This window comes from Ruegeria sp. R14_0, assembly GCF_017743975.1.
Lineage (GTDB): Bacteria > Pseudomonadota > Alphaproteobacteria > Rhodobacterales > Rhodobacteraceae > Ruegeria.
Map to the genome: position 1 here is coordinate 779,791 of NZ_JAGHRC010000001.1, position 23,240 is coordinate 803,030.

Sequence of the window (23,240 nt, forward strand, 5' to 3'; positions counted from 1 at the left end):
AAAACGGCGTTGAGGCGATCGAAGCACGATGAAGGCGAGAGGCAGTTAAGATGGGCGGATTTTTAGGCGGGATGATCGCGGGGGCGGTCGTTGTGGTGCTGCTTGGCGCGGTACTGTCCCTGAACACCCCTTTGACCCGAAAACCGGTTGTGACCGCTGAGGCGCCCGAGCCTGCTCCGGCTGAGGCGCCCGAGGTCAATACTGACGCGGCCGAAACCGTGGCGGATGCCGATCTGGTGACTGTACCGCCGATTTCCCCGGATGTGAGCGGCGAGCAAACGGATACGCTGAGCGGCCTGGACGAAGTCGAAGCCGCGCCAGAGGCCCAGCCCCAGATCAACGAAACCGTTACACAGGTCGAAGGGGCCGAGATTCCGGAGACAACGGATGAAACGGTCTCGACCGAGGCCCCGGTTGTGCCACAGGCGCCAGCGCCTATTCAGCCTTCGCCCAGTTCCGACGGTGAACCTGTTGTTGCCGAGACTGCCCCAGAACCGCCTGCAGCGGTTGAAGAAGAGGAAACTGTCGTCGAGGTCGAACCACAGCCGGCACCTCAGGTTGTTGAGGTTCTGCCAGAGCCCGAAGGGGTTGAGGTACAACCCGAGCCCGAAAGTGCTGAGGTTCAGCCTGAGCCCGAAATCGCCGAGCCGGAAGTCACCGAACCCGAGGTCGCCGAGACTGAGGTCGCGCCCGAGCCGCAGCCCGAGATAGCGGCGATCCAGCCAGAGGAACAACCCGAGCCGGTCACAGTTGAACCGCAAGAGCCCGAAGTTGATCCGCTGACAGACAACCCGATCGCCGTCGAAGGGGAAGAAGACCTGCAATTGCGTAAACTGCCGCGTCTTGCAGCCGTTCCTCAGATCGGTGGAGAAGAGACTGAAACCGCGGGCCTCACCGTTGGCACGCGCGTTGTTCCACTGACTGAACGCGATGACGCGCCGGCGGCAGAGGCCGATCAGGCGGTGGTCATCCAACCCGGCAAACCCATTGATGCCTACGCGGCCAAGTTCGAAAACCCCGAATCCAAGCCGCTCATGTCTATCATTCTGATCGACGACGAAGGCGCGTTTGGGGCTGAGGCGCTGAAGGATTTCCCCTATCCGCTCAGCTTTGCCGTCAGCCCGTCGGATCCAGAGGCGGCAGAAAAGATGGCCCGTCACCGCGAGGCCGGGTTCGAAGTTCTGGCCCTTGCCGATCTGCCCAAAGCCGCCAGCGCGCAGGACGCCGAAGTCTCGATGGCCGTTTGGTTGGATACCTTGCCGGAAACTGTCGGCATTTTGGAAGGCGTGGATACCGGGATTCAGGGCAACCGCAAACTGGCAGATCAGGTTGCTGCCATTGCCGGCGACACCGGGCGGGGTCTGATCACGCAGGACAATGGTTTGAACACTGTCCAAAAACTGGCCGCGCGCAACGGAGTGCCTTCGGGTGTCATCTTCCGCGATATTGATGGCGCGCGCCAGGATCCCAAGATCATGCGGCGGTTTCTGGACCAAGCCGCGTTCCGCGCGGGGCAGCAAGGCACTGTGGTGATGCTGGGCCGTCTGCGCCCTGACACGATCTCGGCTCTGTTGCTGTGGGGTCTCGAGGACCGGGGCGGCCGTGTGGCCATGGCCCCGATTTCAGCGGTCATGATGAAAGAAGTTCAGTAACTCCCACAAAGCAAAACGGCTGATCGCGTTGATCAGCCGTTACTTTTAGGAATTGCCAGAACCTGTAAACCGCGCCGCATCCGCGGCAGCTCGCCGAATGGCGTTCGATTTGTGAACGGTTTCCATGAACTCGGCCTCGGGGTCGCTGTCATAGACCACGCCGCCACCGGCTTGGATAAAGAGCTTCTGGTCCTTCACGATGGCAGTGCGCAGAGCGATGCACATGTCCATATCGCCGCCCGCGCTGAAATAGCCGACACCGCCGCCATAGACACCGCGCTTTTCCGGCTCCAGCTCATCAATGATCTCCATCGCGCGCACTTTCGGCGCACCCGAGACCGTGCCCGCGGGCATCCCCGCAAAGAAGGCGTCCAGCGCATCTTTGTCCTCAGCCAGTTCACCGACAACGTTCGAGACGATGTGCATGACGTGGCTATAGCGCTCGATGATGAATTCTTCGGTCGGGCGCACCGTGCCGATCTTGGCCACGCGGCCCGTGTCGTTGCGACCCAGATCCAGCAGCATCAGGTGCTCTGCCAGTTCCTTCTTGTCGGCCAGCAGATCGACCTCGTTCGCCTTGTCTTCTTCTGGCGTTGCGCCGCGCGGGCGGGTTCCTGCGATGGGGCGGATGGTGACCTCATCCCCAAAGACGCGGACCAGAATCTCGGGGCTGGCCCCGACGACCTGAAAACCGCCGAAGTTGAAGTAGAACATAAACGGCGACGGGTTTGTGCGCCGTAGCGAGCGGTACAGGGCAAAGGGCGGCAGGAGAAATTCCTGCGTCCAGCGCTGCGCCGGGACAACCTGAAAGATGTCACCCGCGCGGATATATTCCTTGGCCTTTTCAACCGCTTCCATGTAGCCGGACTTGGTAAAGTTCGACACCGGCGGAGCCACCTCGGAGGCGTCCCCCAGATCGCGGGTCTCGGCAGGCATGGTGCGTTCCAGATCGCGCACGGCGTCCATCACACGTTCGGCGGCCTGAGCGTATGCTGCCTTGGCCGATTGGCCTTCGCTGACCCAGGCCGGGGACACGACTGTGACTTCGCCTTTCACACCGTCCAGCACCGCCACGACAGACGGGCGCAGCATGACCGCGTCTGGCAGGCCCAGAGGATCGGGATTCACGTCGGGCAGGTATTCCACCAGACGGACCATGTCATAGCCCAGATAGCCAAACAGCCCGGCAGCCGCCTGCGGCAGATCATCCGGCAGGTCGATCTTGCTTTCGGCCAGCAGCGCCCGCAGATTGTCCATCGGGTTGCCGTCCTGCGGCGTGAAAGCCTCGGGGTCGAAACGGGCCGAGCGGTTCAGCGCTGAGGTCTCGCCATGGCAACGCCAGATCAGGTCTGGCTTCATCCCGATGATCGAATACCGGCCGCGTACCTCGCCGCCAGTGACCGATTCCAGCATGAACGCGTCTTTTTGCGCGCCCGTCAGCTTGAGCATCAGCGACACCGGAGTGTCCAGATCAGCCGCAAGGCGCGTATAAACAACCTGATTCTCGCCAGCCTCGTAGGCGCGGGTGAAACTGTCGAATTCTGGGATCAATGCCATAAGCGGTCTCGTTTAATAACTCGCCTGAACGGCATTCAGGGCCTGCTGATCCACCACGGGGCGGGCACGGACCTGCGCGTCGCGGACGAAAGCGTCAAAGATGTTCTGGGCCAGGGCCTGATCCAACTGAGTGGCCAGGGCGTCTTTGACCTGACGCAGCTCGTCGGTTTCGTCGGGTGGCAGAAGCTCTTCCAGGCGCACGACAAACGCGGTGCCAGCGCCCGGAATGACGCGCAGATCGCCCTGTTCCATCTCAAAGACCTGAGTCATGAAATCGGCAGGCACGTCCTCAAGAAAGGCCGTGCGGGTCAGGGCGTTTTCGACACGGAACGGCAATCCGGTGGCCGTGAAATCGCCATCAGCCTGAACCTGTTCCAACACAGTATTTGCCTGTTCTTCCAACGCTTTGTTTGTTTCTGCCTGCGTCCACGCGGCAACCACACGGTCGCGCGCAGTTTCCAGAGGTTCAGGCCGGGGCTCCAGCACTTCGTTCAGGCGCAGGGCAAAGATCGAACCGTCTTCAAGGAAGGCAACCTCGGGGAAGTCACCATCCTGAACAGCCTCGGCAGCACTGCGGAACCCGTCATAGGCCGCGACGCCTTCGCCGTTTTGGGCGGTCCAGTCAATCTGACCCAGTTCCAGCTCGGTTTCCGCGACCAGCTCTTCCAGCGTCGCACCTCCGGCCAACAGGTCATTGATGTCCTCGGCCTGCGCCTCGATCAGACGACGGGCGCGGTCGGCGGCCAGTTCTTCACGCAGTTCGGGGGCGGCGTCTTCCAGTGAAGTGTTGTTGGCCGCGAGTGATCCGTTGATGCGGAACAGCGCAGGGCCAAATGTCGACGGCAGAGGGCCAACGACAGTGTCCAGATCCGCGGCAAAGACACCCTCGGCAGCCTCGCCCAGGTCTTCGCGGGTTACATCGCCCAAGTCGATGTCGCTCAGTTCAAGTTGACGATCGCGGACCAGTTGTTCGAAGGTTGTGCCGCCGACCTCAAGCTGGGCCATGGCGCTTTGGGCTGCTTCTTCGTCCGGAAAGGTCAGGCGTTCGACCAAACGACGCTCGGGCTGCTGATATTGGGCGGCGCGGTTGTCGTATAGACGTTGAACCGCGTCCTCGTCGATTTCGACCTGATCCAGCAGCATTTCCGGAGACAGGATGGCATAGGTAATCTTCTTGGTGCGGGGCAGGGTGAACAGCTGGGTATTCTCGTCATAGAACTCCTGCACCTGTGCATCAGTGGGTGCCCCGATGGGCGTAGGAAGCGCATCGGGGGAAACAGTCGCGACCGTAAAGCTGCGGCGCGCACCGACGTAGTCGGTCAGCACCTGGGTCAGAGTTTCCGGCATGCGAACGCCACTGACGACCGCGTTTTGTACGATGGTACGGGATGTTTCCTTGCGCAGATCCGATTCGAACTCAGTATCGGACATGCCGATCTGATCCAGCTGGAATTGATAGGCCTCGCGATCGAAGGTGCCGTTGACACCCTGGAAGGCCGGGATTGCAACGATCTCCTTTTGCAGGTTTTCGTCACCGATCGAGATACCCAGCTCGCCGACTTCGTTGTCCAGCGCAGCCAGAGCGGTCAGGCGCGACAGGGCCAAACGGTCCAGACCGAACTCGACGGCCTGCGACATCTGCAGGGGTTGGCCGGTCTGTTGTTCAACCGCACGGATTTCACGCTGCAGCTCGCGCACATATTCGTCGACCGAAACATCCTCGTTCCCGACCTGGGCGACCGTGCGAACGGTGCCGGTCAGGCTTGTTGCGCCGAACCCTGCCAGGCCAAGCATCAAAAGGCCCATGAGAATCCAGACAAAGGTCTTCGATAGGTTTTTCATGCCTGCGGCCATCGTGCCCTCTTTGTGCTTTGTCGGCAGGTATCTGCCCTGTCGGTTGCGGCCCTGAATACGACGCGTGCGGTCGGGGGGCAAGCTCAGAAGGACAGAGCGGCCAGCCGGTCGAACAATTGCTGTATTCCGGCGCGGTCCAGATTGGCAAACGCGATGCGCACCTGCTGTTTCCCGGCCGGGTCATCCTGCGGCAAGAACATGGTGCCGGGCAGTAACAGGATGCCCGCCTCAGTTACCAGCCGCCGGGCCAGTTCATCTGACGGAATGTCGAAAGGGTGTTCGAAATAGGCGAAATACGCGCCCAGCCCCAACAGCCGCCAGCCCTTGTCATTAAGACGGGGCAAAAGCTCGGTGATTGCGGCGCGGCGGTCGAGGATTTCGTCCCGTTCTCCGGCCAGCCACTGAGACAGGTTCTGCATCCCCCACAACGCGGAGTGCTGACCGATCTGGCCGGGGCAAATGGCGACGGTATCCAAAAACTTCTCGATCTCGGACAGAAAAGCCGGGTTCGTTGCGATCGCTCCGACACGGTGGCCGGTCAGCCTGTACGCCTTGGAAAAGGAATACAGGTGGATCAGGGTCTGGTCCCAGTCGGATTGAGAAAACAAATCATGCGGAGGGCCGCTGCGGCTGTCGAAATCCCGATAGGTCTCATCCACGATCAGACGGATGCCGTGTTCCTGCGCAAGGTCAAAGAAAGCGCGAACCAGCGGCGCAGGGTATTCTACGCCACCGGGATTGTTGGGGCTGACCAGAACAATGGCGCGGGTTTTGTCGGTGATCAGGGACCGGGCCATCGCCGGATCGGGCAGCAGCGTGTCATCGGTTTGCAAATCAACGGACCGGACCCCGGCCATATCCAACCACATTTTGTGATTGAAATACCACGGCGTCGGCACGATCACCTCGTCATCCTGATCGGTGATCGCGGTGATTGCAGCGGCAAAAGCTTGATTGCAGCCTGAGGTGATCGCCACCTGTTCGCTGGCAACCTGCGCGTCATAGTGCAGCCCGATCTGACGCGCGAGTTCTGAACGCAGGTTTGGATTGCCCAGAACAGGCCCATACAAATGAGCACTGTCTTCGGTCACCGCAAAACGGGCAATCTCTTCGCGCAGCGCCAAAGGCGGCGGATCAACCGGCGCAGCCTGACTGACATTGATCAGCGGGCGGTCGGCCGGAAAGGTCACCCCCTCAAGCCAGCGCCGCGCCTCCATGACCGGAGGCGCAAAAGTTGCCGTTGTGCGGGAGTGGGTCATGACGTGCCTGTACTTTAAGGTGCTGCGCCTCATGCCCTTTGGGATCAGAGGGCGTTTTCAGTCTGTGCCGCGATAGGGCTCGACATATTGCAGGGCCATATCCCAAGGGAAAAAGATCCAGGTGTCCTGGCTGACCTCGGTGATGAATGTATCCACCATCGGGCGGCCTTTGGGTTTGGCGTAAACCGTTGCGAAATGCGCCTTGGGGTAGAGATCGCGCACCAGTTCCAGCGTTTTGCCGCTGTCGACCAGATCGTCGATGATTAAAACACCTTCGCCGTCACCCATCAGCTCGGCATCCGGGGCCTTGAGGACCTCGGCTTCGCCTTGTTCCTGATGGTGATATGAGCGCACGCTGATCGTGTCGACGGTGCGAATGTCCAGTTCACGGCTGACGATCATCGCGGGGGCCATGCCGCCGCGGGTGATGGCCACAACCGCGCGCCATGCGCCATCGTTCGGGCCTTGCCCGTCCAGACGCCAGGCCAACGCGCGGGAATCACGGTGAATCTGATCCCAGCTGATGTGAAACCCTTTTTCGTGAGGCAGACGATCTTTCGCGCTCATGATCCTTAGCCCTTTTCCACGTCGGGGGCGTCGACGGCTTTCATGCCGACGATATGATAACCCGAATCCACGTGCAGGTTTTCACCGGTCACGCCGCTGCTGAGATCAGACAGCAGGTAAAGTGCCGATTTACCGACATCGTCGATGGTCACGTTGCGACGCAGGGGCGAGTTATACTCGTTCCATTTCATAATGTACCGGAAGTCGCCGATCCCGCTGGCGGCCAGGGTCTTGATCGGACCGGCCGAGATCGAGTTCACACGGATACCGTCCTTGCCCAAATCCTCGGCCAGATATTTGACCGATGCCTCAAGCGCGGCTTTCGCGACACCCATTACATTATAGTGCGGCATCACCTGTTCAGCGCCGTAGTAGGTCAGGGTGATTGCGCTGCTGCCTTCGGACATCATTTTTTCGGCACGCTGCATCACGGCCGTGAAGGAATAGACCGACACATCCATGGTCAGTTTGAAATTCGCGCGCGAGGTGTCAACATACCGGCCCCTTAATTCGTTCTTGTCGGAAAAGCCGATGGCGTGAACGACAAAGTCCAGCTTGCCCCATTTCTCTTCCAGCGCGGTGAACAGAGCGTCGATTGACCCTTCGTCGCTGACGTCGCACGGCAGCACAATGTCGCTGCCTAATTGCGAGGCCAACGGATCCACGCGTTTCTTAAGTGCGTCCCCTTGGTAGGAAAATGCCAGCTCTGCTCCGGATTCGGACAAGGCGCGGGCTATTCCCCATGCGATTGATTTATCATTGGCCAGTCCCATGATGAGGCCGCGTTTGCCGGCCATCAACTGATTTGCCATGTTCGGTTCTCCGCCTGTCTTCGCGTCATGTTGGGATGGTTTATGCCATTGGGTGCGCTGCTTCAAGGCCGCGCGCTCTTGCCCGTGGCAGGTTCTCGCCCTAGGGTACCGGTAATTGGTTTCCAGGGGATGGGAATGAGCGAACGTGACGGCATTTTTGCCGGCGCTGACCCGTTTGTAATAGCGGAGCGGTGGCTGGCCGAGGCCAAAGACAAAGAACCGAACGATCCGAACGCGATTGCCCTTGCAACCGTTGACCCGGATGGCATGCCGAACGTGCGTATGGTTTTGTTGAAAGAAATCGAACCTGCGGCATTTGTATTCTACACCAACTATGAAAGTGCCAAGGCGGCCGAGTTGGATAGCGCCGGGAAGGCCGCTTTTGTGATGCACTGGAAATCACTGCGGCGGCAAATCCGGGTTCGTGGTACAATCACCAAAGAAAGTGGGCCGCAGGCGGATGAGTATTACGCCTCACGCTCGCTCAAAAGCCGATTGGGGGCCTGGGCGTCCAAGCAGTCTCAGCCTCTCAGCAGTCGGGCGGCACTGATGGCCGAGGTGGCCAAGGTCACGGCCAAACTTGGACCGAATCCGCCACGTCCTCCGTTCTGGGGGGGATATCGACTGGTACCAACCGAAATTGAATTTTGGGCCGATGGGGCCTTTCGGTTGCATGATAGGTTCCGGTGGCAGCGGGATCAGGAGGGTTCCGACTGGCAGATACAGAGGTTGAATCCATGACATTCGCGTATCGTGAAATGCAAACGACCGAAATGAAAAGATTTTTTCAGCTTGAATTTGCGTGTCATTCCCATACACATCGGACCCTTAACGAAATGGTAATTTTCGCGATGGGAACACCGTGCCAGAAGACCTGAACAATATGTACCGCGTCCGTGGACACGTGAAATGGTTCGACCCTGCAAAGGGTTACGGATTTGTTGTGTCCGACGAGGGCGGTCCTGATATTTTGTTGCATGTCAACGTGTTGCGTAATTTCGGCCAAAGCTCGGTCGCGGATGGTGCCGGCATTGAGATCATGACTCATCGCACCGACCGCGGCGTTCAGGCGGTTGAAGTCATCAGCGTCGATCCGCCTGCGCGAACCGATACCATGATGCTGGCCGATTTCGCTGAACTCGACCCGGTCGAGATAGCGGCGGCCCCGCTTGAAGCTGCGCGGGTCAAGTGGTTTGACAAAGGCAAGGGCTTTGGCTTTGCCAACGTGTTCGGCCGTGGCGAGGACGTGTTCCTGCACATCGAGGTTCTGCGCCGCTCGGGCCTGTCCGATTTGCAGCCGGGCGAAGCGCTGGCGATGCGAGTCATCGATGGCAAACGTGGACGAATGGCGGCACAGGTTCTCGCTTGGGAAGCTGCCCTGGATGACTGAGTGATTGATGTCTAAGTTTTTTCCGGGTCTTGTTGCATCCTTGTTGCTTTGGTCCGGAATGGCTTGGGCGGCATGTCAGGCAGACCGGATCGACATCAAGAATGATTCGGCCCAGATTCGTTTCAACATCGAATTGGCGATTACACCGCAAGAACGCTCTCGGGGGCTGATGTTCCGCGAGTCGTTGCCCAACCGCTCTGGCATGTTGTTCGTGTTCGATCCGCCGCAGCCCGTTGTGTTCTGGATGAAGAACACGCTGATTCCCCTCGACATCATTTTCCTGGACCGGGCAGGGGTGGTTACCCGAGTCCATCAAGGCGCGATTCCCGGTGATTTGACCCCGATCGAAGGCGGCGATTCCGTTTTTGCTGTGCTGGAAATCAACGCCGGTCTGGCTGCGCGCTACGCGATCCAGCCGGGAACCGTGATGCGGCACGAAATTTTTTCCGAAGGTCCGGCAATTTGGTCCTGTTAGGGCTTTTCAAATCAGATCGGCATCGTTAGGAAGGCGCACGGTCCGGGGCGTGGCGCAGTCTGGTAGCGCACCTGTTTTGGGTACAGGGGGTCGTAGGTTCGAATCCTGCCGCCCCGACCACTTCTCTCACTTACGTTGGTGAACCACCCATCGCTTGGTAAAGCGCGCCAAGCGCCTTATCCAGCGTTTCACTTTCTACAGGCACCTGGACCGCTGGACCGGTGCGGCGCGGGACGTTGAAGTACAGGTCTGCGTCCACGCGATACCCACGCGCATTCTTGGTTGAGGTCAGCCGCATCACGCTTTTGGGCAGATCCTGCGGGTAGCCGTCATAATTGAGAATCAGGAAGGCCGTGGTGTCCGGCGGCAGCAGCTCGGTACATTCAAATATTCGATTCCCCGTTTTTTCAAAGCGTTCACCGGGGCCACCACAGCTGATTTCGAAGGTTTCGAATAGTTTTTTGGGGAAAGTGTCGAACTGCGCGCTGCGCGTCGGAGGGGGCACATCTTGTGGTGTGCACGCCACGATTAGGGCCAGTACCGGTAGCAAACGCAACATCACCATATACCCTGTTCCCTTCAATGCAGCCCATCAGAACTTTTTCATCACATTCGATCTGAACATAGCCGCGCCGTGATTCCTATCCACTCTGATCATCATAACCCTGGTTTACAAAATGCTGCTAACTGTGCCGGGAAAAACAGTTAATCGGGCTGGAGGTTTCTCCTTAGTAGGATGACTTGCAGGGGATGAATCTGTGGAGGAATCGGAGCATGGCCGTCGACCGGGCAGATTCAAATACGGGTCAACACAAAAGATATCAAAAATGACTTAAAAATGCCGTTGACGATCTATGGGTGGATACGTCAAGTTGTATAGGCCGGAAGGGTGGCCACTAAATCTGGTAGCAAAACCAGAATATGGCACAGGGCGAGGGTCGGAAAGCACATCATACTCACGTGCACCGTTGGGTCGGTTTTGCGCTGCGGATTGCGGCGACCGGCTGATTACGCCCGATATTACGGCATGGCGATCGGTTCGTATCCCCGGACCTGACGTCCTTGGACAAGTGAATTGAATATAGGCGGCGGACATGAAGATTGACAGGAAGTTTACGAAATCGGGGCAGGATGCTTACGCAGAGCTGGACTTTGTCTCGGCGACATCCGAAATCCGAAACCCGGATGGAACCATCGTTTTCCGACTGGACAATATTGAAGTCCCCTCAAGCTGGAGCCAAGTGGCAAGCGACGTCATTGCGCAGAAGTATTTCCGCAAGGCAGGCGTGCCCTCCAAGCTCAAGAAAGTAAAAGAAAAAGACGTTCCTGAATTCCTGTGGCGCTCGGTTCCGGCTGATGGCGCAGAATTCGATGGAGAGACCTCCTCGAAGCAGGTTTTCGATCGTCTGGCCGGTGCCTGGGCATATTGGGGCTGGAAAGGTGGCTACTTCTCGACCGAAGAAGACGCGCGCGCCTACTTTGATGAGATGCGCTATATGCTGGCGACCCAACGCGCTGCGCCGAACAGCCCGCAGTGGTTCAACACCGGTCTGCACTGGGCCTATGGAATCGACGGCCCGGCGCAGGGGCACCACTATGTCGACTATAAAACCGGCAAGCTGACCAAATCGAAATCCGCGTATGAGCATCCGCAACCGCACGCGTGCTTCATCCAGTCCGTCGATGATGATCTGGTGAACGAAGGCGGCATCATGGATCTGTGGGTGCGCGAGGCGCGCCTGTTCAAATACGGCTCGGGTACCGGGACCAACTTCAGCCATCTGCGCGCAGAAGGCGAAGCGCTGTCGGGTGGCGGCAAGTCCTCGGGCCTCATGGGCTTTCTCAAGATCGGCGACCGCGCCGCTGGCGCGATCAAATCAGGCGGAACAACCCGTCGAGCAGCAAAGATGGTGATCGTCGATGCAGATCACCCGGACATCGAGCAATTCATCGAATGGAAGGTGATCGAAGAGCAAAAGGTGGCCTCGATCGTTGCCGGATCGAAGATGCACGAGAAGATGCTGAACGGCATTTTCGAGGCCATCCGCAGCTGGGACGGCGCGCAAGACGATGCGTATGATCCCAACAAGAATGACAGCCTGAAATCCGCTGTGCGCGAAGCCAAAAAGGTCGCGATCCCAGAAACTTACATCAAGCGCGTGCTGGACTATGCGCGGCAGGGCCACGACAGCATCGAGTTCCCGACCTACGACACGGACTGGGATTCCGAAGCCTACAGCTCGGTCTCGGGCCAGAACTCGAACAACTCCATCCGCGTGACCAACGCGTTCCTGACCGCTGTTGAGAAAGACGCGGATTGGGAGCTGATCAACCGCACCAATGGCAAGGTCGCCAAGACCGTCAAGGCCCGCGATCTGTGGGAAAAGGTCGGTCATGCGGCATGGGCCTGTGCCGATCCGGGCATTCAGTTCCACGACACCGTCAATGAATGGCACACATGCCCCGAAGACGGTGAGATTCGCGGTTCGAACCCGTGCTCGGAGTACATGTTCCTGGATGACACGGCCTGTAACCTGGCGTCGATGAACCTGCTGACCTTCCTCAAGGATGGTGATTTCCAGGCGGCGGACTACATGCACGCATCGCGCCTGTGGACCCTGACGCTGGAAATCTCGGTGACGATGGCGCAGTTCCCGTCGAAAGAAATCGCGCAACTGTCTTATGACTTCCGCACGCTGGGCCTGGGTTATGCCAATATCGGCGGCCTGCTGATGAACATGGGCTACAGCTACGACTCGGATGAGGGTCGGGCAATCTGTGGCGCGCTGACCGCGATCATGACCGGTGTGGCCTATGCGACCTCGGCTGAGATTGCAGGTGAGCTGGGCGCGTTCAAAGGGTATGAGCGCAACGCCGACCACATGCTGCGTGTCATCCGCAACCACCGCCGCGCGTCGCAGGGTGTGACCGAGGGTTATGAGAAACTGGCGGTCAAGCCGGTGCCTCTGGACCACGGCAACTGCCCCGACAAGCGTCTGATCGATCTGGCCATGTCGGCCTGGGATGAAGCGCTGAGCCTCGGTGAGAAGAACGGTTACCGCAACGCACAGGCGACCGTGATCGCACCGACCGGCACCATTGGTCTGGTGATGGATTGCGACACCACGGGGATCGAGCCGGACTTTGCGCTGGTGAAGTTCAAGAAGCTCGCGGGCGGCGGATACTTCAAGATCATCAACCGCTCGGTGCCGTCGGCGCTGGAAAAGCTGGGGTATTCCTCGTCGCAGATCGAAGAGATCGTCAGCTACGCTGTCGGTCACGGCACCATCGGCAACGCGCCGGGGATCAACCACACCTCGCTGACCGGTCATGGCTTTGGCCCGAACGAGCTGGCCAAGGTGGATGCCGCGCTGGAAAGCGCCTTCGACATCCGGTTCGTGTTCAACCAGTGGACACTGGGTGAGGATTTCTGCACCGGCGTTCTGGGCATCCCAGCGACCAAGCTGAATGATCCGACCTTCGACCTGCTGCGCCATCTGGGCTTTACCAAGGCGGATATCGACGCAGCCAACGATCACGTCTGCGGAACCATGACGCTGGAAGGCGCGCCGCATCTGAAGGAAGAGCATTATTCGATCTTCGACTGCGCCAACCCGTGCGGCAAGAAAGGCAAGCGTTTCCTTGGGGTTGATAGCCACATCACCATGATGGCAGCGGCGCAGAGCTTCATCTCGGGCGCGATCTCGAAGACGATCAACATGCCGAATGACGCGACCATCGAGGATTGCCAGAAGGCCTACGAACTCAGCTGGTCGCTGGGTGTGAAAGCCAACGCGCTTTACCGTGATGGCTCGAAATTGTCGCAGCCTCTGGCGGCGGCACTGGTCGAGGATGATGACGAAGCAGCGGAAGTGCTGGAAAGCGGATCGACACAGGAAAAAGCCGTCGTTCTGGCCGAGAAGGTGATCGAGAAGGTCGTGGTCAAGGAAATGATCCGCAGCCATCGCGAGAAACTGCCACATCGCCGCAAGGGCTATACCCAGAAGGCAATCGTCGGCGGCCACAAGGTCTATCTGCGCACCGGTGAGTTCGAAGACGGCCAACTGGGCGAGATCTTCATCGACATGCACAAGGAAGGCGCTGGCTTCCGCGCGATGATGAACAACTTTGCCATCGCAGTCTCGGTCGGCCTGCAATACGGCGTGCCGCTGGAGGAGTTCGTGGATGCCTTTACCTTCACCAAGTTCGAACCGGCGGGCATGGTGCAGGGCAACGACTCGATCAAGAACGCGACGTCGATCCTGGATTACATCTTCCGCGAACTGGCCGTGTCCTATCTGGACCGCACCGATCTGGCCCATGTGAAACCCGAAGGCGCGACCTTTGATGATCTGGGTCGGGGCGAGGAAGAGGGCGTCTCGAACGTCTCGGAAATCAGCGAAAGTGCGGCGTCCAAGTCACTGGAAGTGCTGAAACAAATCAGCTCGACCGGGTATCTGCGCAAGCGACTGCCACAGGATTTGATGGCTTTGAATGGCGGTCAGAGCGACGCCTCAGGGATGGCGGAAACCGCAGCGGTATTCCAGTCGCCTACCATCGAAGCGGCCACGGCGACCACCATGGACGCTCGCACCAAAGCTAAGATGCAAGGGTACGAGGGCGACCCCTGCGGCGAATGCGGAAACTATACGCTGGTGCGCAACGGCACCTGCATGAAGTGCAACACCTGCGGCGCAACAAGCGGGTGTAGCTGACAGGATTTAACGCCCCGGCACCCCGGGGTGTAGGGGTCGGACGCTGCCCTAGGTAACCGACCCCGACGAACACGGATCAAGGCATTTAGACTTACCAAATATGCCTTGGTCCACTCGGCCGACATGCCCGTGTTGGCCGGGAACAGGGTGGGGCGGAATATTTGCTCCCTCCCACTCTTTCACGGGGCGGGTGCGCTCGTCCCATGCGCAGTCCAGGCCGCAGGCAAAAAAACACCGGGCGGTCAACGAAATGAGCCTGGAAGGCGAAACTGACAGGGGGCTTCGGCCCCCTTTCTTTTTTCCTGCACCGACTCAGCGATTTGGGCAGGGCTTTGCCGGAACGCCGCTGAGGCATCGGGCAAGAACCGCCGAAACGCGAATTGTCGATTTCGCCCAGCGGTTGATTGCAGACGCGACTCGGACAAACACGCGGAGAATGGCGCGAATTCGACGGCGCGTCGGGGGTGGGGTGACGACCTCAGGCGTTTGGGTGTTTGTGGTGCCTGTCCGGACGAAAACACACACACAAATACCACTTAGGAGGCATCACAATGAAACCGCAAAACCTGGCAATCATTTCCGCATTCGCCCTTGGTCTGCCCGCAATCGCCGCAGCGCAATCATCAGCAGACACCAATGGTGACGGGGTTCTGACCATAGAAGAGGTCCAGGCCATTCTGCCCGATGTTGACGCCGATGGTTTCTCGGCAATGGACGCCAATGGCGACGGGTCGCTGGATGCGGATGAAATTGCCGTCGCGCAGGAAGCAGGTTTGCTACCGCCCAGCAACGGCTGATCCCGCGATGGCATCGGCGGCCCGTTCCCCCACGGGCCGCCTTATTTCAATGGGTTACGCAGGCAAGTAAATGTTGAATTTGCTGCGTAATTCGGCATCCAGAAGCGGATCGAATCGGGCCGCTGACGGGGTCGCAAGGATCTCTTCCTTCCGTTTCACGGCCTTTTCAATCAGGTCAGGCTTGCCCAGTTCCACCCATTCCTTCGGGGATGACCGGTCGCCAAAGGTGGGATAGACGTAGTCCGCCTGCATCCGGCTGAGCGTCGCGTCAGTTCCCAGATAGTGGCCGGGTCCGCCCAGACAGACCTCGGCCATCTGATCCAGCGCCAGCGTTTCGTCCGTCACCTCAATCCCGCGCACACAGCGTTGCGCCTGACCGATCAGATCATCGCTGAGGATCAGGCTTTCGTGACAGAACCCAAGCAGCGAGGCATGCATACCCGCGGCCTCATACACCATGTTCAGGCCCGACAGACCGGCCATGACGTTTGAACACATCTGCTCCCAACCGGCCTGCATGTCGGGCAGTTTCGCATCCGAGGCGCCAGCTGCGGCACCGCCGGGCAAATCATAAAATTGGTGCATCTGGGCGCAGCCCGCGGTCAGCAGAGCTTGCTCGCCAGAACCAATGGACATTGCGCCCGTGCGCAGGTCAAGGCCAAAAGGCCAAGTGCCAAAAATCGCCGGAGCACCCGGACTTACCGCGTTTACATAAACCAGTCCGGCGAGGCATTCGGCCGTCGCTTGCGTGATCGCCCCGGCAACGGTCGACGGTGCGGTGGCTCCGGCCATACCGGCGGATAGCAACAGCACCGGCATCCCGGCTTTGATGCATTCCTCCATCACTTCGCAGCTTTCAGTCGCGAATTTCATCGGCGGCACCACAAAGCAATTCGAGTTGGACATGAAAGGCCGTTCCCGCCACTTGTCCTCTCCGCCCGCGATCATGTGCAGCATCTCAATCGCCGGGGCGACGTGGCTGGGCTCGGTAAATGATGTTCCGATGTGTTTGAACGTGCCGCAGGTCGTCGCGTAAACGGTGTTCAGGTCCATCTCGAGGTTGTCCGCGATGTCGCGACACACCATAGGGCGCTGGACAAAGTGAATGTTTTCAAGCTGTTCGCAGATACGCGACGCGTCATGCAGGTCCTGAAGGGTCGAGTCGCGGTACTCTTGCCCATGCACGTCGACCATGCTGACAGCGGCCCCGGCGGTGCCATAGTGGACGCGCTTGCCAGACAGCTCCAGATCGTTATTCCCGTCACGGCTGTGGAGGGTGATGGAGCGATTGGCCTTGGCAATGGTGTCTTCGACCAAAGCGCGGGGAAAGCGGATCCGTCCATCGTCGCCCAGTGTGCAGCCTGCTGCCACGAGATAGTCGATACCGCTTTGCGGTGCGTCTGCCAGACCGATGGTTTCCAGCGCGGTCAGGGCGGCCTCGTGAATACGTTCGATCTGAGCCTGCGTGAGAACCTTCAGCGTTCCGCCTTCCATACCGGGGCGGATAGGGCGCAGATGTTCCGGCAGAGCCGTGGCACGGGCAGCACGACGCGCGGCACGGCCGCCGCTACGCGATGAATTTCGGGTTTGTTCGTTCATAGTTTAGAGTCCGGTCGAAAAAGTACGTTCAGGGTGAGTGTACTCAGACCGCAAATGGCCGCCCCCGCGCGGCACGCCCGCGATCCGCACCAATGGTACGGCTGATCAGGCGAATTTTCCAAACGTCACTTTGCATGCGGGTCCTCAACTGGTGAGGCGCACTCTCTCAATACCACGGCATACAATCTGTCCTGTTTGCGACCCAACCGTCCAAAAGCGAAGTGTTGTGCCCTGTGCGCATCAGTTCTTGCCGTTGGGTAAAGTTTTTTCCCGAATTCCGGAAAATCTGTTATGCTTCTATCACTTATTTAAGAGTGCGCCGTGATCGCAATGGAATTTTAACGATTGCAAGCCAGTTATTGTGTGACAAAACCCGATCCCGATCGGGCGAGCTGCAAACAATTTTGGAGAGGTTGATGAAAGCCCTGAAGGCCATCGTGACAACCTGCCTGGCAATAGGCGCTGCTCCGGTATTGGCTGAGGATTGGACAGGTGCGTACGCTGGGTTCAGCTTTGGTTACGCAGATGTCGATGGCCCAAATGGCTCGGGCGGTGACGACACAACCTTTGGCCCGCATGTCGGATATGACTATGACTTCGGTAATTTTGTCCTGGGCGGAGAGTTGGAGTACAACCGGCTCTCGCTGGATCTGGGGCAGGGTGAAGGCAGCGTGGACAGTCTGACCCGCCTGAAATTGCGGGGCGGCTACGATTTCGGACCGGCGCTTGGTTATGTGGTCGTAGGCGCGGCACGGCTTGATGCGTCACCAGAAAATGACACGGCTGCCGTGTACGGAATCGGGCTTGCCTATCCGATCGGAGACAGCTTTGTCATCAGCGGTGAGGCGCTGCGCCAGAACTTTAATGACGTCACACGCAGTCAGGGCGGCGTCGACACGAACGTGTTCAACCTGCGCACAACCTTCCGGTTCTAAGCGAAGCTATTCTGCGGCTGCGCTGTCAGCCAAACTTGCCGCGAAATCACAGATTGTTTTCAGCGCCGCGGCAAATCGTTCATCCTCGATCGTCATCGCAACGCGGATATGGCCTGCGGCGGCTTTGCCAAAGCTCTCGCCCGGCATGACCGCAATCTCGTGTGTATCCAGCAGCGCGTTGGCAAAAGCTTCACCGCTGAGCCCGGTGGCACGGATGTCCAGCATCAGGTACATCGCGCCTTGGGCAGGCACCAAACCGATTGTGTTTTGCGCAGAGAGAATCTCGACCGCCAAAGCGCGACGTCGGCGGAAGGGGGCCGCGATCTCTTCTTCGAAATCAGTGCCTGCATTCAGGGCAAAGCTGGCGGCATCCTGGATAAACCCGGGCACGCCGTAGGTGGTGTGTGTGGCAAGGTTGATCAGATGTGCAATCACCTCTTCTGGTCCAACGACCCAGCCACAGCGCGATCCGGTCATGGCGTGCGACTTGGACATTGACCCAACAACAAGCGTGCGATCGGACATACCGGGCAGGGCGCGCGGTGAGATATGTACGCCGTCCCAGACTTGTGTGTCATAAACCTCATCCGAAATCAGCCAGAGGTCGCGTTTGCGGCAGACCTCGGCGATTCCTTTAAGGGTTTGACGGGAATAGACTACGCCGGTTGGGTTGTTCGGGGTGTTGATCAACAGCGACACTGCACCGTCCGCTGCTGCGTCGATGTCTTCGGCCCGTGGTTGAAACGCATCCGCGGCCCAGGTCTGAACCGCCCGTGCTGTAGCGCCCGCACCGCGGATGGTGCCGGGGTAGGTGGCGTAATAAGGATCGAGGTACAGGCCGACGTCGCCGGGATCACAGACAGCCACATGCGCGGCGAACAGGGCAGACTGGCCGCCCGGTGTGATCAAAACGTTGTTTCGACTTGTGGGAACTCCGGTCCGGGCCTGAACACGCGCCGCCACCGTATCGCGCAGCAGATCGTTGCCTGGAACGATCGCGTAGCCGGTATTGCCCTGCCGCGCGGACAGATCCATGGCGTCGAGGATGGCTTGATCCGTGCGGATGTCATGCTCGCCAATCGTCAGTTCTGTGATTGGGTGCCCTTCGCTCATCATCCGGCGCGCGCGGTAGAATACATCCCACCCATCGCTGCCGCCTCCGGTCAGTTGAGTAATACGCTGCGACAGTTTCATGGCCCGCTCCGCTCGTGACTTCCGGCCGACAGGGCCAGAGCCGTTGGGAAAAGTCAATCAGTCTCGCGGCGGTAACGTGGCCTGTAGTTTTTTGGTCAGCGAAGCCCGCACCAAATCATACGAGGCGGTCAGCCGATGGCGCATCTCATCCTCGTCACAGTCAAACGGCAGGCGAATCCAGCTGCGGTGAAAATAGGGGGCTTTGACCCCGACACCGGCATCGATCAGCATCTGAGCTGTCTCTATGTCCGCGGTTTTGACCGACACGCCGTCATTCGCCGTGCCGATACAGGCAAACATCTTGCCTCCGACTTTCCACGCATCATGGCCGCCACCCCAAGGGTCCGACAGGTCGGCCCCCGGAAACGTACGGCAGATGGAATTGACCAATTCGCGGCTCATGGATGCTAGGGTGCGCTGAGAGGCATTGAAACTCAAGCCTTGGCTCAATCGTATCTCCGTGCTATGCGAAGCAACATGAACCGTATGACCTGCATCATTATCTGCTGCATTTCCTGCTGATTTATCAAGCGGGCCGGTTTCTTTCGTTTTCATCCCTGAGACAAGTTGCTAAGCCCGCGCCAACGCGAAAAGCTTTGCCGTTCTTAGGAGCTGACCGATGACGACGATCAAACTGCACAACACCCGGACGCGGACGAAAGAGGATTTCGTTCCGATCGATCCAGAAAACGTGCGGATGTATGTCTGTGGTCCCACGGTCTATGATCGCGCCCATCTGGGCAACGCGCGGCCTGTTGTCGTGTTCGATGTGCTCTATCGGTTGCTTCGGCATGTCTACGGCGACGACCACGTGACCTATGTGCGCAACTTCACCGACGTCGATGACAAGATCAACGCGACCGCACTGGCGCGCCAGAAAGCGGGTGCAGCGGGCACGTTGGAGCAACTGGTGCAGGAACGCTCGGACGAGACCATCGGCTGGTATCTGCATGATATGGGCGCTTTGGGCGCGCTCGAACCTAACGAGATGCCGCGCGCGACGCAGTATATCGACCAGATGATCGCGATGATCGAAGACTTGATCGCCAAAGGCCACGCTTATGCGGCCGAGGGGCATGTTCTGTTCGCCGTGGACAGCTGGAAGACCAAATACGGCGCACTGTCTGGCCGTTCGGTCGATGACATGATCGCCGGGGCACGGGTCGAGGTTGCGCCGTACAAGCAGAACCCAATGGATTTTGTGCTTTGGAAGCCGTCGACGGATGAGCTGCCGGGGTGGGACAGCCCTTGGGGCCGGGGTCGTCCGGGCTGGCACATCGAATGCTCGGCCATGAGCTATGAGTTGCTGGGCGCCAGCTTTGACATCCACGGCGGTGGCAATGACCTGATGTTCCCGCACCATGAGAACGAGATCGCGCAGAGCTGCTGCGCGCACCCCGAAGGTGAGTTCGCGCGCTACTGGCTGCATAATGAGATGCTGCAGGTCGAAGGTAAGAAGATGTCCAAATCGCTGGGCAATTTCTTCACCGTGCATGATCTGCTGGTGCAGGGTGTACCGAGCGAGGTGATCCGGTTCGTGTTTCTGCAAACCCATTACCGCAAGCCGATGGACTGGACCGAGAAGAAAGCCCGTGAAGCCGAGGCGACGTTGCGCAAGTGGCGGGCGCTGACAGCGGGCATCGAGCCCGCCGCCAGCGCGGCCCCTGCGGTGATCGCGGCTCTGGGCGATGATCTGAACACTGCAGGGGCACTGTCCGAGTTGCACCGTCTGGCTGCAGAGGGTGATGCGGCGAGACTGCTGGCCAGCGCGCAGGTTCTGGGGCTGTTGTCTGCGGAAATGGGCGCTTGGGCGGACACGGATTCCGTTGATCTTTCATCCCATGCGGATCGTTTGGCAGATGCCCGCGCGGTCGCTATGCAGAGCAAGGACTTCTCGGAGGTTGATCGGTTGAAGGCCGCCTATGTTGCAGCCGGACTTGAAGTGCGCATGAGCAAGAACGGCGTTGAGCTCGTGCCCGGTACCGGGTTCGATGCAGCCAAGCTGGAGGGTGTGTGATGACCAAGGAACGCCTTTACCTCTACGACACCACCCTGCGGGACGGGCAGCAGACGCAGGGGGTGCAGTTTTCGACCTCTGAGAAGGCGCAGATCGCGCAGGCTCTGGATGAGTTGGGAGTGGATTACATCGAGGGCGGCTGGCCGGGTGCAAACCCGACGGACAGTGCGTTTTTTGATGCTGCGCCCAAAACCAAAGCGCGTCTGACCGCCTTTGGGATGACCAAACGGTCCGGTCGCTCGGCCGAGAATGACGACGTTCTGGCCGCCGTGATGAATGCGGGCACGCAGGCGGTGTGTCTGGTGGGGAAGTCGCATGACTATCACGTGAGCCATGCCCTCGGAATCCCGCTGGAAGAGAATGTCGAGAATGTGCGCGCCTCGGTCGCGCATATCGTGGCGCAGGGGCGCGAGGCGCTGTTTGATGCCGAGCATTTCTTTGACGGCTACAAGGACAATCCCGATTACGCGGTTGAGGTTTGCCGCGCCGCGCTGGACGCTGGTGCCCGCTGGGTTGTGCTGTGTGACACCAATGGCGGCGCGCTGCCCGCTGAGGTATCGCGGATTGTGTCCGCGGTGATCGCGGCAGGCTTGCCGGGTGATCGGCTGGGCATCCATACCCATAACGACACAGAAAACGCGGTGGCTTGTTCGCTGGCAGCGGTCGATGCGGGCGCGCGTCAGATTCAGGGGACTTTGAACGGGTTGGGAGAGCGTTGTGGTAACGCAAACCTGACCGCTTTGATCCCGACACTGGTTCTGAAAGAACCCTATGCCTCGACCTATAACATCGGCGTCAACGCTCAGGCTCTGGCCGGTCTGACCCGTGTCAGCCGGATGCTGGACGACATCCTGAACCGGGTGCCCAGCAAACAGTCGGCCTATGTCGGCGCGTCGGCCTTTGCGCATAAGGCCGGGCTGCATGCCAGTGCGATCCTCAAGGACCCGACGACCTATGAACATGTCGATCCGGCATCGGTCGGCAACGCCCGGGTCATTCCGATGTCGAACCAGGCGGGGCAATCGAACCTGCGTAAGCGTTTGACCGAGGCCGGGTTGGCCGTCGAGGCCGGTGATCCCGCCCTGGGCCGCATCCTCGAGCGGATCAAGCTGCGCGAGGCGGATGGATACTCCTACGACACCGCTCAGGCCAGTTTTGAACTGCTGGCGCGGGATGAACTGGGGCAACTGCCCGAGTTTTTTGAGGTGAAGCGCTATAAGGTCACCGTTGAGCGGCGCAAGAACAAGTACAACAAGATGGTAAGCCTGTCCGAGGCGGTCGTCGTGGTGAAGGTCGATGGTGAGAAAAAGCTGTCGGTCAGCGAATCGCTGGATGGCGACGGCAGTGACCGGGGTCCGGTGAACGCGCTGGCCAAGGCGCTGGCCAAGGATCTGGGGCAGTATTCGCGCATTCTGGACGATATGCACCTGGTCGACTTCAAGGTGCGTATCACCCAAGGCGGTACCGAGGCCGTGACCCGAGTCATCATCGACAGTGAGGACGGGCAGGGGCGGCGTTGGTCGACCGTGGGCGTCAGCGCGAACATAGTCGATGCCTCGTTCGAGGCGCTGCTGGACGCGATCCACTGGAAGCTGGTGCGTGATTGCGGCCCTCAGGCCGTGGTGGCCGAGTGAGCGGGCCGTTTGATGATGACGTAAATGCGTGTGCCGCGCTGTTGCACCGAGCCGATCCTGACCGGTTCATGGCAGCGATGGCAGGCCCGGTTGCGGCACGGACCGTGCTGTTTCCGATCTATGCCCTGAACGTCGAGGTTGCGCGTGCACCGTGGGTCACACAAGAGCCGATGATCGCAGAGATGCGCCTGCAATGGTGGCGCGATGCCTTGCAGGAAATCGCCGAAGGCCCGACCGTCCGGCGGCACGAGGTTGTCACGCCTTTGTCTCGTGTGTTGTCGCCGCATCTGGCGGCGATGCTGGATGAATATGTGGCCGTAAGGCGTTGGGATATCTACCGTGACCCGTTCGAAGACCAGGATCACTTTGACGCCTATATCAACCACAGCGCCGGTACGCTGATGGTGGTTTCGGCACAGGCTCTGGGAACGGCGGACGCAGATGTTCTGCGTGATTTTGGTTATGGGGTTGGTGTGGCCAACTGGCTGCGCGCAGTCCCGCAGCTTGAGGCCCGTGGGCGTATTCCACTTCTTGATGGCACGCCCGAGGGCGTGCGGCAGCTGGCCCAAAACGCCTTGGATCGATTGAACCGGGCCCGGTCCAATCGGCGCGCGGTGTCGTCACAGGCGGGTCCTGCGTTGCATGCGGGGTGGCAGGCCGGAATGATCCTGAAACAGGCCGTGGCGCGTCCTGACCGAGTGGCCGTTGGGGCGCTTGGCTGTGGCGAGATGCGCCGCAGGTTGTCTTTGATGGCCCAGGTTGCGACGGGGCGCTGGTGACCGT

At 59.5% G+C, this 23,240-nt stretch carries 19 protein-coding genes and 1 tRNA gene; 11 read left to right on the forward strand and 9 right to left on the reverse strand.

Features of this window, described 5'->3' with window-relative positions:
* Window positions 1-50: 50 nt before the first annotated feature.
* Window positions 51-1,652, forward strand: a complete 1,602-nt coding sequence (locus J7416_RS03875; RefSeq protein WP_209223238.1) for a divergent polysaccharide deacetylase family protein — start codon at window positions 51-53, stop codon at window positions 1,650-1,652.
* 45 nt (window positions 1,653-1,697) lie between these two features.
* Here the strand turns inward: J7416_RS03875 and trpE are convergent, their stop codons facing one another.
* From trpE to fabI, 5 genes are all read right to left on the reverse strand, one after another.
* Window positions 1,698-3,209, reverse strand: coding sequence for an anthranilate synthase component I (gene trpE / locus J7416_RS03880; RefSeq protein ID WP_209223241.1), 1,512 nt, complete (start codon window positions 3,207-3,209; stop codon window positions 1,698-1,700).
* A gap of 12 nt (window positions 3,210-3,221) precedes the next feature.
* The gene (locus J7416_RS03885) at window positions 3,222-5,063 is read right to left on the reverse strand and encodes a peptidyl-prolyl cis-trans isomerase (RefSeq protein WP_209223243.1); all 1,842 of its coding nucleotides are present in this window, start codon (window positions 5,061-5,063) and stop codon (window positions 3,222-3,224) included.
* Between the two features lie 83 nt (window positions 5,064-5,146).
* Window positions 5,147-6,322, reverse strand: coding sequence for an aminotransferase (locus J7416_RS03890; protein WP_209223245.1), 1,176 nt, complete (start codon window positions 6,320-6,322; stop codon window positions 5,147-5,149).
* A 57-nt stretch (window positions 6,323-6,379) separates the two neighbouring features.
* Entirely contained in the window at window positions 6,380-6,889 is a 510-nt protein-coding gene (gpt, locus tag J7416_RS03895) for a xanthine phosphoribosyltransferase (RefSeq protein ID WP_209223247.1), read from the reverse strand.
* Window positions 6,890-6,894: 5 nt separating this feature from the next.
* Complete coding sequence (fabI, locus tag J7416_RS03900; RefSeq protein ID WP_209223249.1) at window positions 6,895-7,701, reverse strand: enoyl-ACP reductase FabI; 807 nt, start codon at window positions 7,699-7,701, stop codon at window positions 6,895-6,897.
* A gap of 135 nt (window positions 7,702-7,836) precedes the next feature.
* Between fabI and pdxH the strand changes: the two genes are divergently transcribed.
* The 4 genes from pdxH (at window position 7,837) to J7416_RS03920 (ending at window position 9,686) form a co-directional block, all read left to right on the forward strand.
* A complete protein-coding gene (gene pdxH / locus J7416_RS03905; protein WP_209223251.1) occupies window positions 7,837-8,442 on the forward strand; it encodes a pyridoxamine 5'-phosphate oxidase in 606 nt (201 codons plus the stop codon).
* Window positions 8,443-8,563: 121 nt separating this feature from the next.
* The gene (locus J7416_RS03910) at window positions 8,564-9,091 is read left to right on the forward strand and encodes a cold shock domain-containing protein (RefSeq protein ID WP_170424566.1); all 528 of its coding nucleotides are present in this window, start codon (window positions 8,564-8,566) and stop codon (window positions 9,089-9,091) included.
* Window positions 9,092-9,098: 7 nt separating this feature from the next.
* Window positions 9,099-9,566, forward strand: a complete 468-nt coding sequence (locus J7416_RS03915) for a DUF192 domain-containing protein (RefSeq protein WP_209223253.1) — start codon at window positions 9,099-9,101, stop codon at window positions 9,564-9,566.
* 43 nt (window positions 9,567-9,609) lie between these two features.
* Window positions 9,610-9,686 (forward strand) — tRNA-Pro (locus J7416_RS03920).
* A 10-nt stretch (window positions 9,687-9,696) separates the two neighbouring features.
* Here the strand turns inward: J7416_RS03920 and J7416_RS03925 are convergent.
* Entirely contained in the window at window positions 9,697-10,125 is a 429-nt protein-coding gene (locus tag J7416_RS03925; protein ID WP_247744091.1) for a hypothetical protein, read from the reverse strand.
* A gap of 535 nt (window positions 10,126-10,660) precedes the next feature.
* On the opposite strand from J7416_RS03925, the gene J7416_RS03930 reads away from it, so the two are divergent.
* Together J7416_RS03930 and J7416_RS03935 are read left to right on the forward strand one after the other, a co-directional pair.
* The gene (locus tag J7416_RS03930) at window positions 10,661-14,281 is read left to right on the forward strand and encodes a vitamin B12-dependent ribonucleotide reductase (protein ID WP_209223256.1); all 3,621 of its coding nucleotides are present in this window, start codon (window positions 10,661-10,663) and stop codon (window positions 14,279-14,281) included.
* Between the two features lie 551 nt (window positions 14,282-14,832).
* The gene (locus tag J7416_RS03935; RefSeq protein WP_209223258.1) at window positions 14,833-15,078 is read left to right on the forward strand and encodes a hypothetical protein; all 246 of its coding nucleotides are present in this window, start codon (window positions 14,833-14,835) and stop codon (window positions 15,076-15,078) included.
* Between the two features lie 54 nt (window positions 15,079-15,132).
* On the opposite strand, the gene J7416_RS03940 is transcribed toward J7416_RS03935, so the two are convergent.
* Window positions 15,133-16,677 carry a trimethylamine methyltransferase family protein gene (locus tag J7416_RS03940; RefSeq protein WP_209223260.1) on the reverse strand — a complete coding sequence of 515 codons (1,545 nt, stop codon included), beginning with the start codon at window positions 16,675-16,677 and terminating at the stop codon, window positions 15,133-15,135.
* Window positions 16,678-17,093: 416 nt separating this feature from the next.
* Between J7416_RS03940 and J7416_RS03945 the strand changes: the two genes are divergently transcribed.
* A complete protein-coding gene (locus tag J7416_RS03945) occupies window positions 17,094-17,612 on the forward strand; it encodes an outer membrane beta-barrel protein (RefSeq protein WP_209223262.1) in 519 nt (172 codons plus the stop codon).
* 6 nt (window positions 17,613-17,618) lie between these two features.
* Here the strand turns inward: J7416_RS03945 and J7416_RS03950 are convergent, their stop codons facing one another.
* Together J7416_RS03950 and J7416_RS03955 are read right to left on the reverse strand one after the other, a co-directional pair.
* Window positions 17,619-18,806, reverse strand: a complete 1,188-nt coding sequence (locus J7416_RS03950) for a pyridoxal phosphate-dependent aminotransferase (protein WP_209223264.1) — start codon at window positions 18,804-18,806, stop codon at window positions 17,619-17,621.
* A 57-nt stretch (window positions 18,807-18,863) separates the two neighbouring features.
* Window positions 18,864-19,208: an MmcQ/YjbR family DNA-binding protein gene (locus tag J7416_RS03955; RefSeq protein WP_209223819.1), complete on the reverse strand. Its 345-nt coding sequence runs from the start codon at window positions 19,206-19,208 to the stop codon at window positions 18,864-18,866.
* 217 nt (window positions 19,209-19,425) lie between these two features.
* On the opposite strand from J7416_RS03955, the gene cysS reads away from it, so the two are divergent.
* The 3 genes from cysS to J7416_RS03970 are packed head-to-tail and all read left to right on the forward strand — an operon-like array spanning window position 19,426 to window position 23,236.
* The gene (cysS, locus tag J7416_RS03960; RefSeq protein ID WP_209223266.1) at window positions 19,426-20,823 is read left to right on the forward strand and encodes a cysteine--tRNA ligase; all 1,398 of its coding nucleotides are present in this window, start codon (window positions 19,426-19,428) and stop codon (window positions 20,821-20,823) included.
* Entirely contained in the window at window positions 20,823-22,457 is a 1,635-nt protein-coding gene (gene cimA, locus J7416_RS03965) for a citramalate synthase (protein ID WP_209223268.1), read from the forward strand. The genes cysS and cimA overlap by 1 nt, the downstream gene beginning before the upstream one ends.
* The gene (locus J7416_RS03970) at window positions 22,454-23,236 is read left to right on the forward strand and encodes a squalene/phytoene synthase family protein (RefSeq protein WP_209223270.1); all 783 of its coding nucleotides are present in this window, start codon (window positions 22,454-22,456) and stop codon (window positions 23,234-23,236) included. The genes cimA and J7416_RS03970 overlap by 4 nt, the downstream gene beginning before the upstream one ends.
* Window positions 23,237-23,240 lie beyond the last annotated feature (4 nt).

Coding starts and splice junctions, on each gene's coding strand:
- J7416_RS03945 (WP_209223262.1), top strand. CDS start 17,094: ATGAAAGCCCTGAAGGCCATCGTGACAACCTGCCTGGCAATAGGCGCT.
- J7416_RS03955 (WP_209223819.1), bottom strand. CDS start 19,208: ATGAGCCGCGAATTGGTCAATTCCATCTGCCGTACGTTTCCGGGGGCC.
- J7416_RS03885 (WP_209223243.1), bottom strand. CDS start 5,063: ATGGCCGCAGGCATGAAAAACCTATCGAAGACCTTTGTCTGGATTCTC.
- J7416_RS03940 (WP_209223260.1), bottom strand. CDS start 16,677: ATGAACGAACAAACCCGAAATTCATCGCGTAGCGGCGGCCGTGCCGCG.
- J7416_RS03875 (WP_209223238.1), top strand. CDS start 51: ATGGGCGGATTTTTAGGCGGGATGATCGCGGGGGCGGTCGTTGTGGTG.
- J7416_RS03925 (WP_247744091.1), bottom strand. CDS start 10,125: ATGTTGCGTTTGCTACCGGTACTGGCCCTAATCGTGGCGTGCACACCA.
- cysS (WP_209223266.1), top strand. CDS start 19,426: ATGACGACGATCAAACTGCACAACACCCGGACGCGGACGAAAGAGGAT.
- trpE (WP_209223241.1), bottom strand. CDS start 3,209: ATGGCATTGATCCCAGAATTCGACAGTTTCACCCGCGCCTACGAGGCT.
- J7416_RS03935 (WP_209223258.1), top strand. CDS start 14,833: ATGAAACCGCAAAACCTGGCAATCATTTCCGCATTCGCCCTTGGTCTG.
- J7416_RS03930 (WP_209223256.1), top strand. CDS start 10,661: ATGAAGATTGACAGGAAGTTTACGAAATCGGGGCAGGATGCTTACGCA.
- J7416_RS03915 (WP_209223253.1), top strand. CDS start 9,099: ATGTCTAAGTTTTTTCCGGGTCTTGTTGCATCCTTGTTGCTTTGGTCC.
- fabI (WP_209223249.1), bottom strand. CDS start 7,701: ATGGCAAATCAGTTGATGGCCGGCAAACGCGGCCTCATCATGGGACTG.
- cimA (WP_209223268.1), top strand. CDS start 20,823: ATGACCAAGGAACGCCTTTACCTCTACGACACCACCCTGCGGGACGGG.
- pdxH (WP_209223251.1), top strand. CDS start 7,837: ATGAGCGAACGTGACGGCATTTTTGCCGGCGCTGACCCGTTTGTAATA.
- J7416_RS03950 (WP_209223264.1), bottom strand. CDS start 18,806: ATGAAACTGTCGCAGCGTATTACTCAACTGACCGGAGGCGGCAGCGAT.
- J7416_RS03890 (WP_209223245.1), bottom strand. CDS start 6,322: ATGACCCACTCCCGCACAACGGCAACTTTTGCGCCTCCGGTCATGGAG.
- gpt (WP_209223247.1), bottom strand. CDS start 6,889: ATGAGCGCGAAAGATCGTCTGCCTCACGAAAAAGGGTTTCACATCAGC.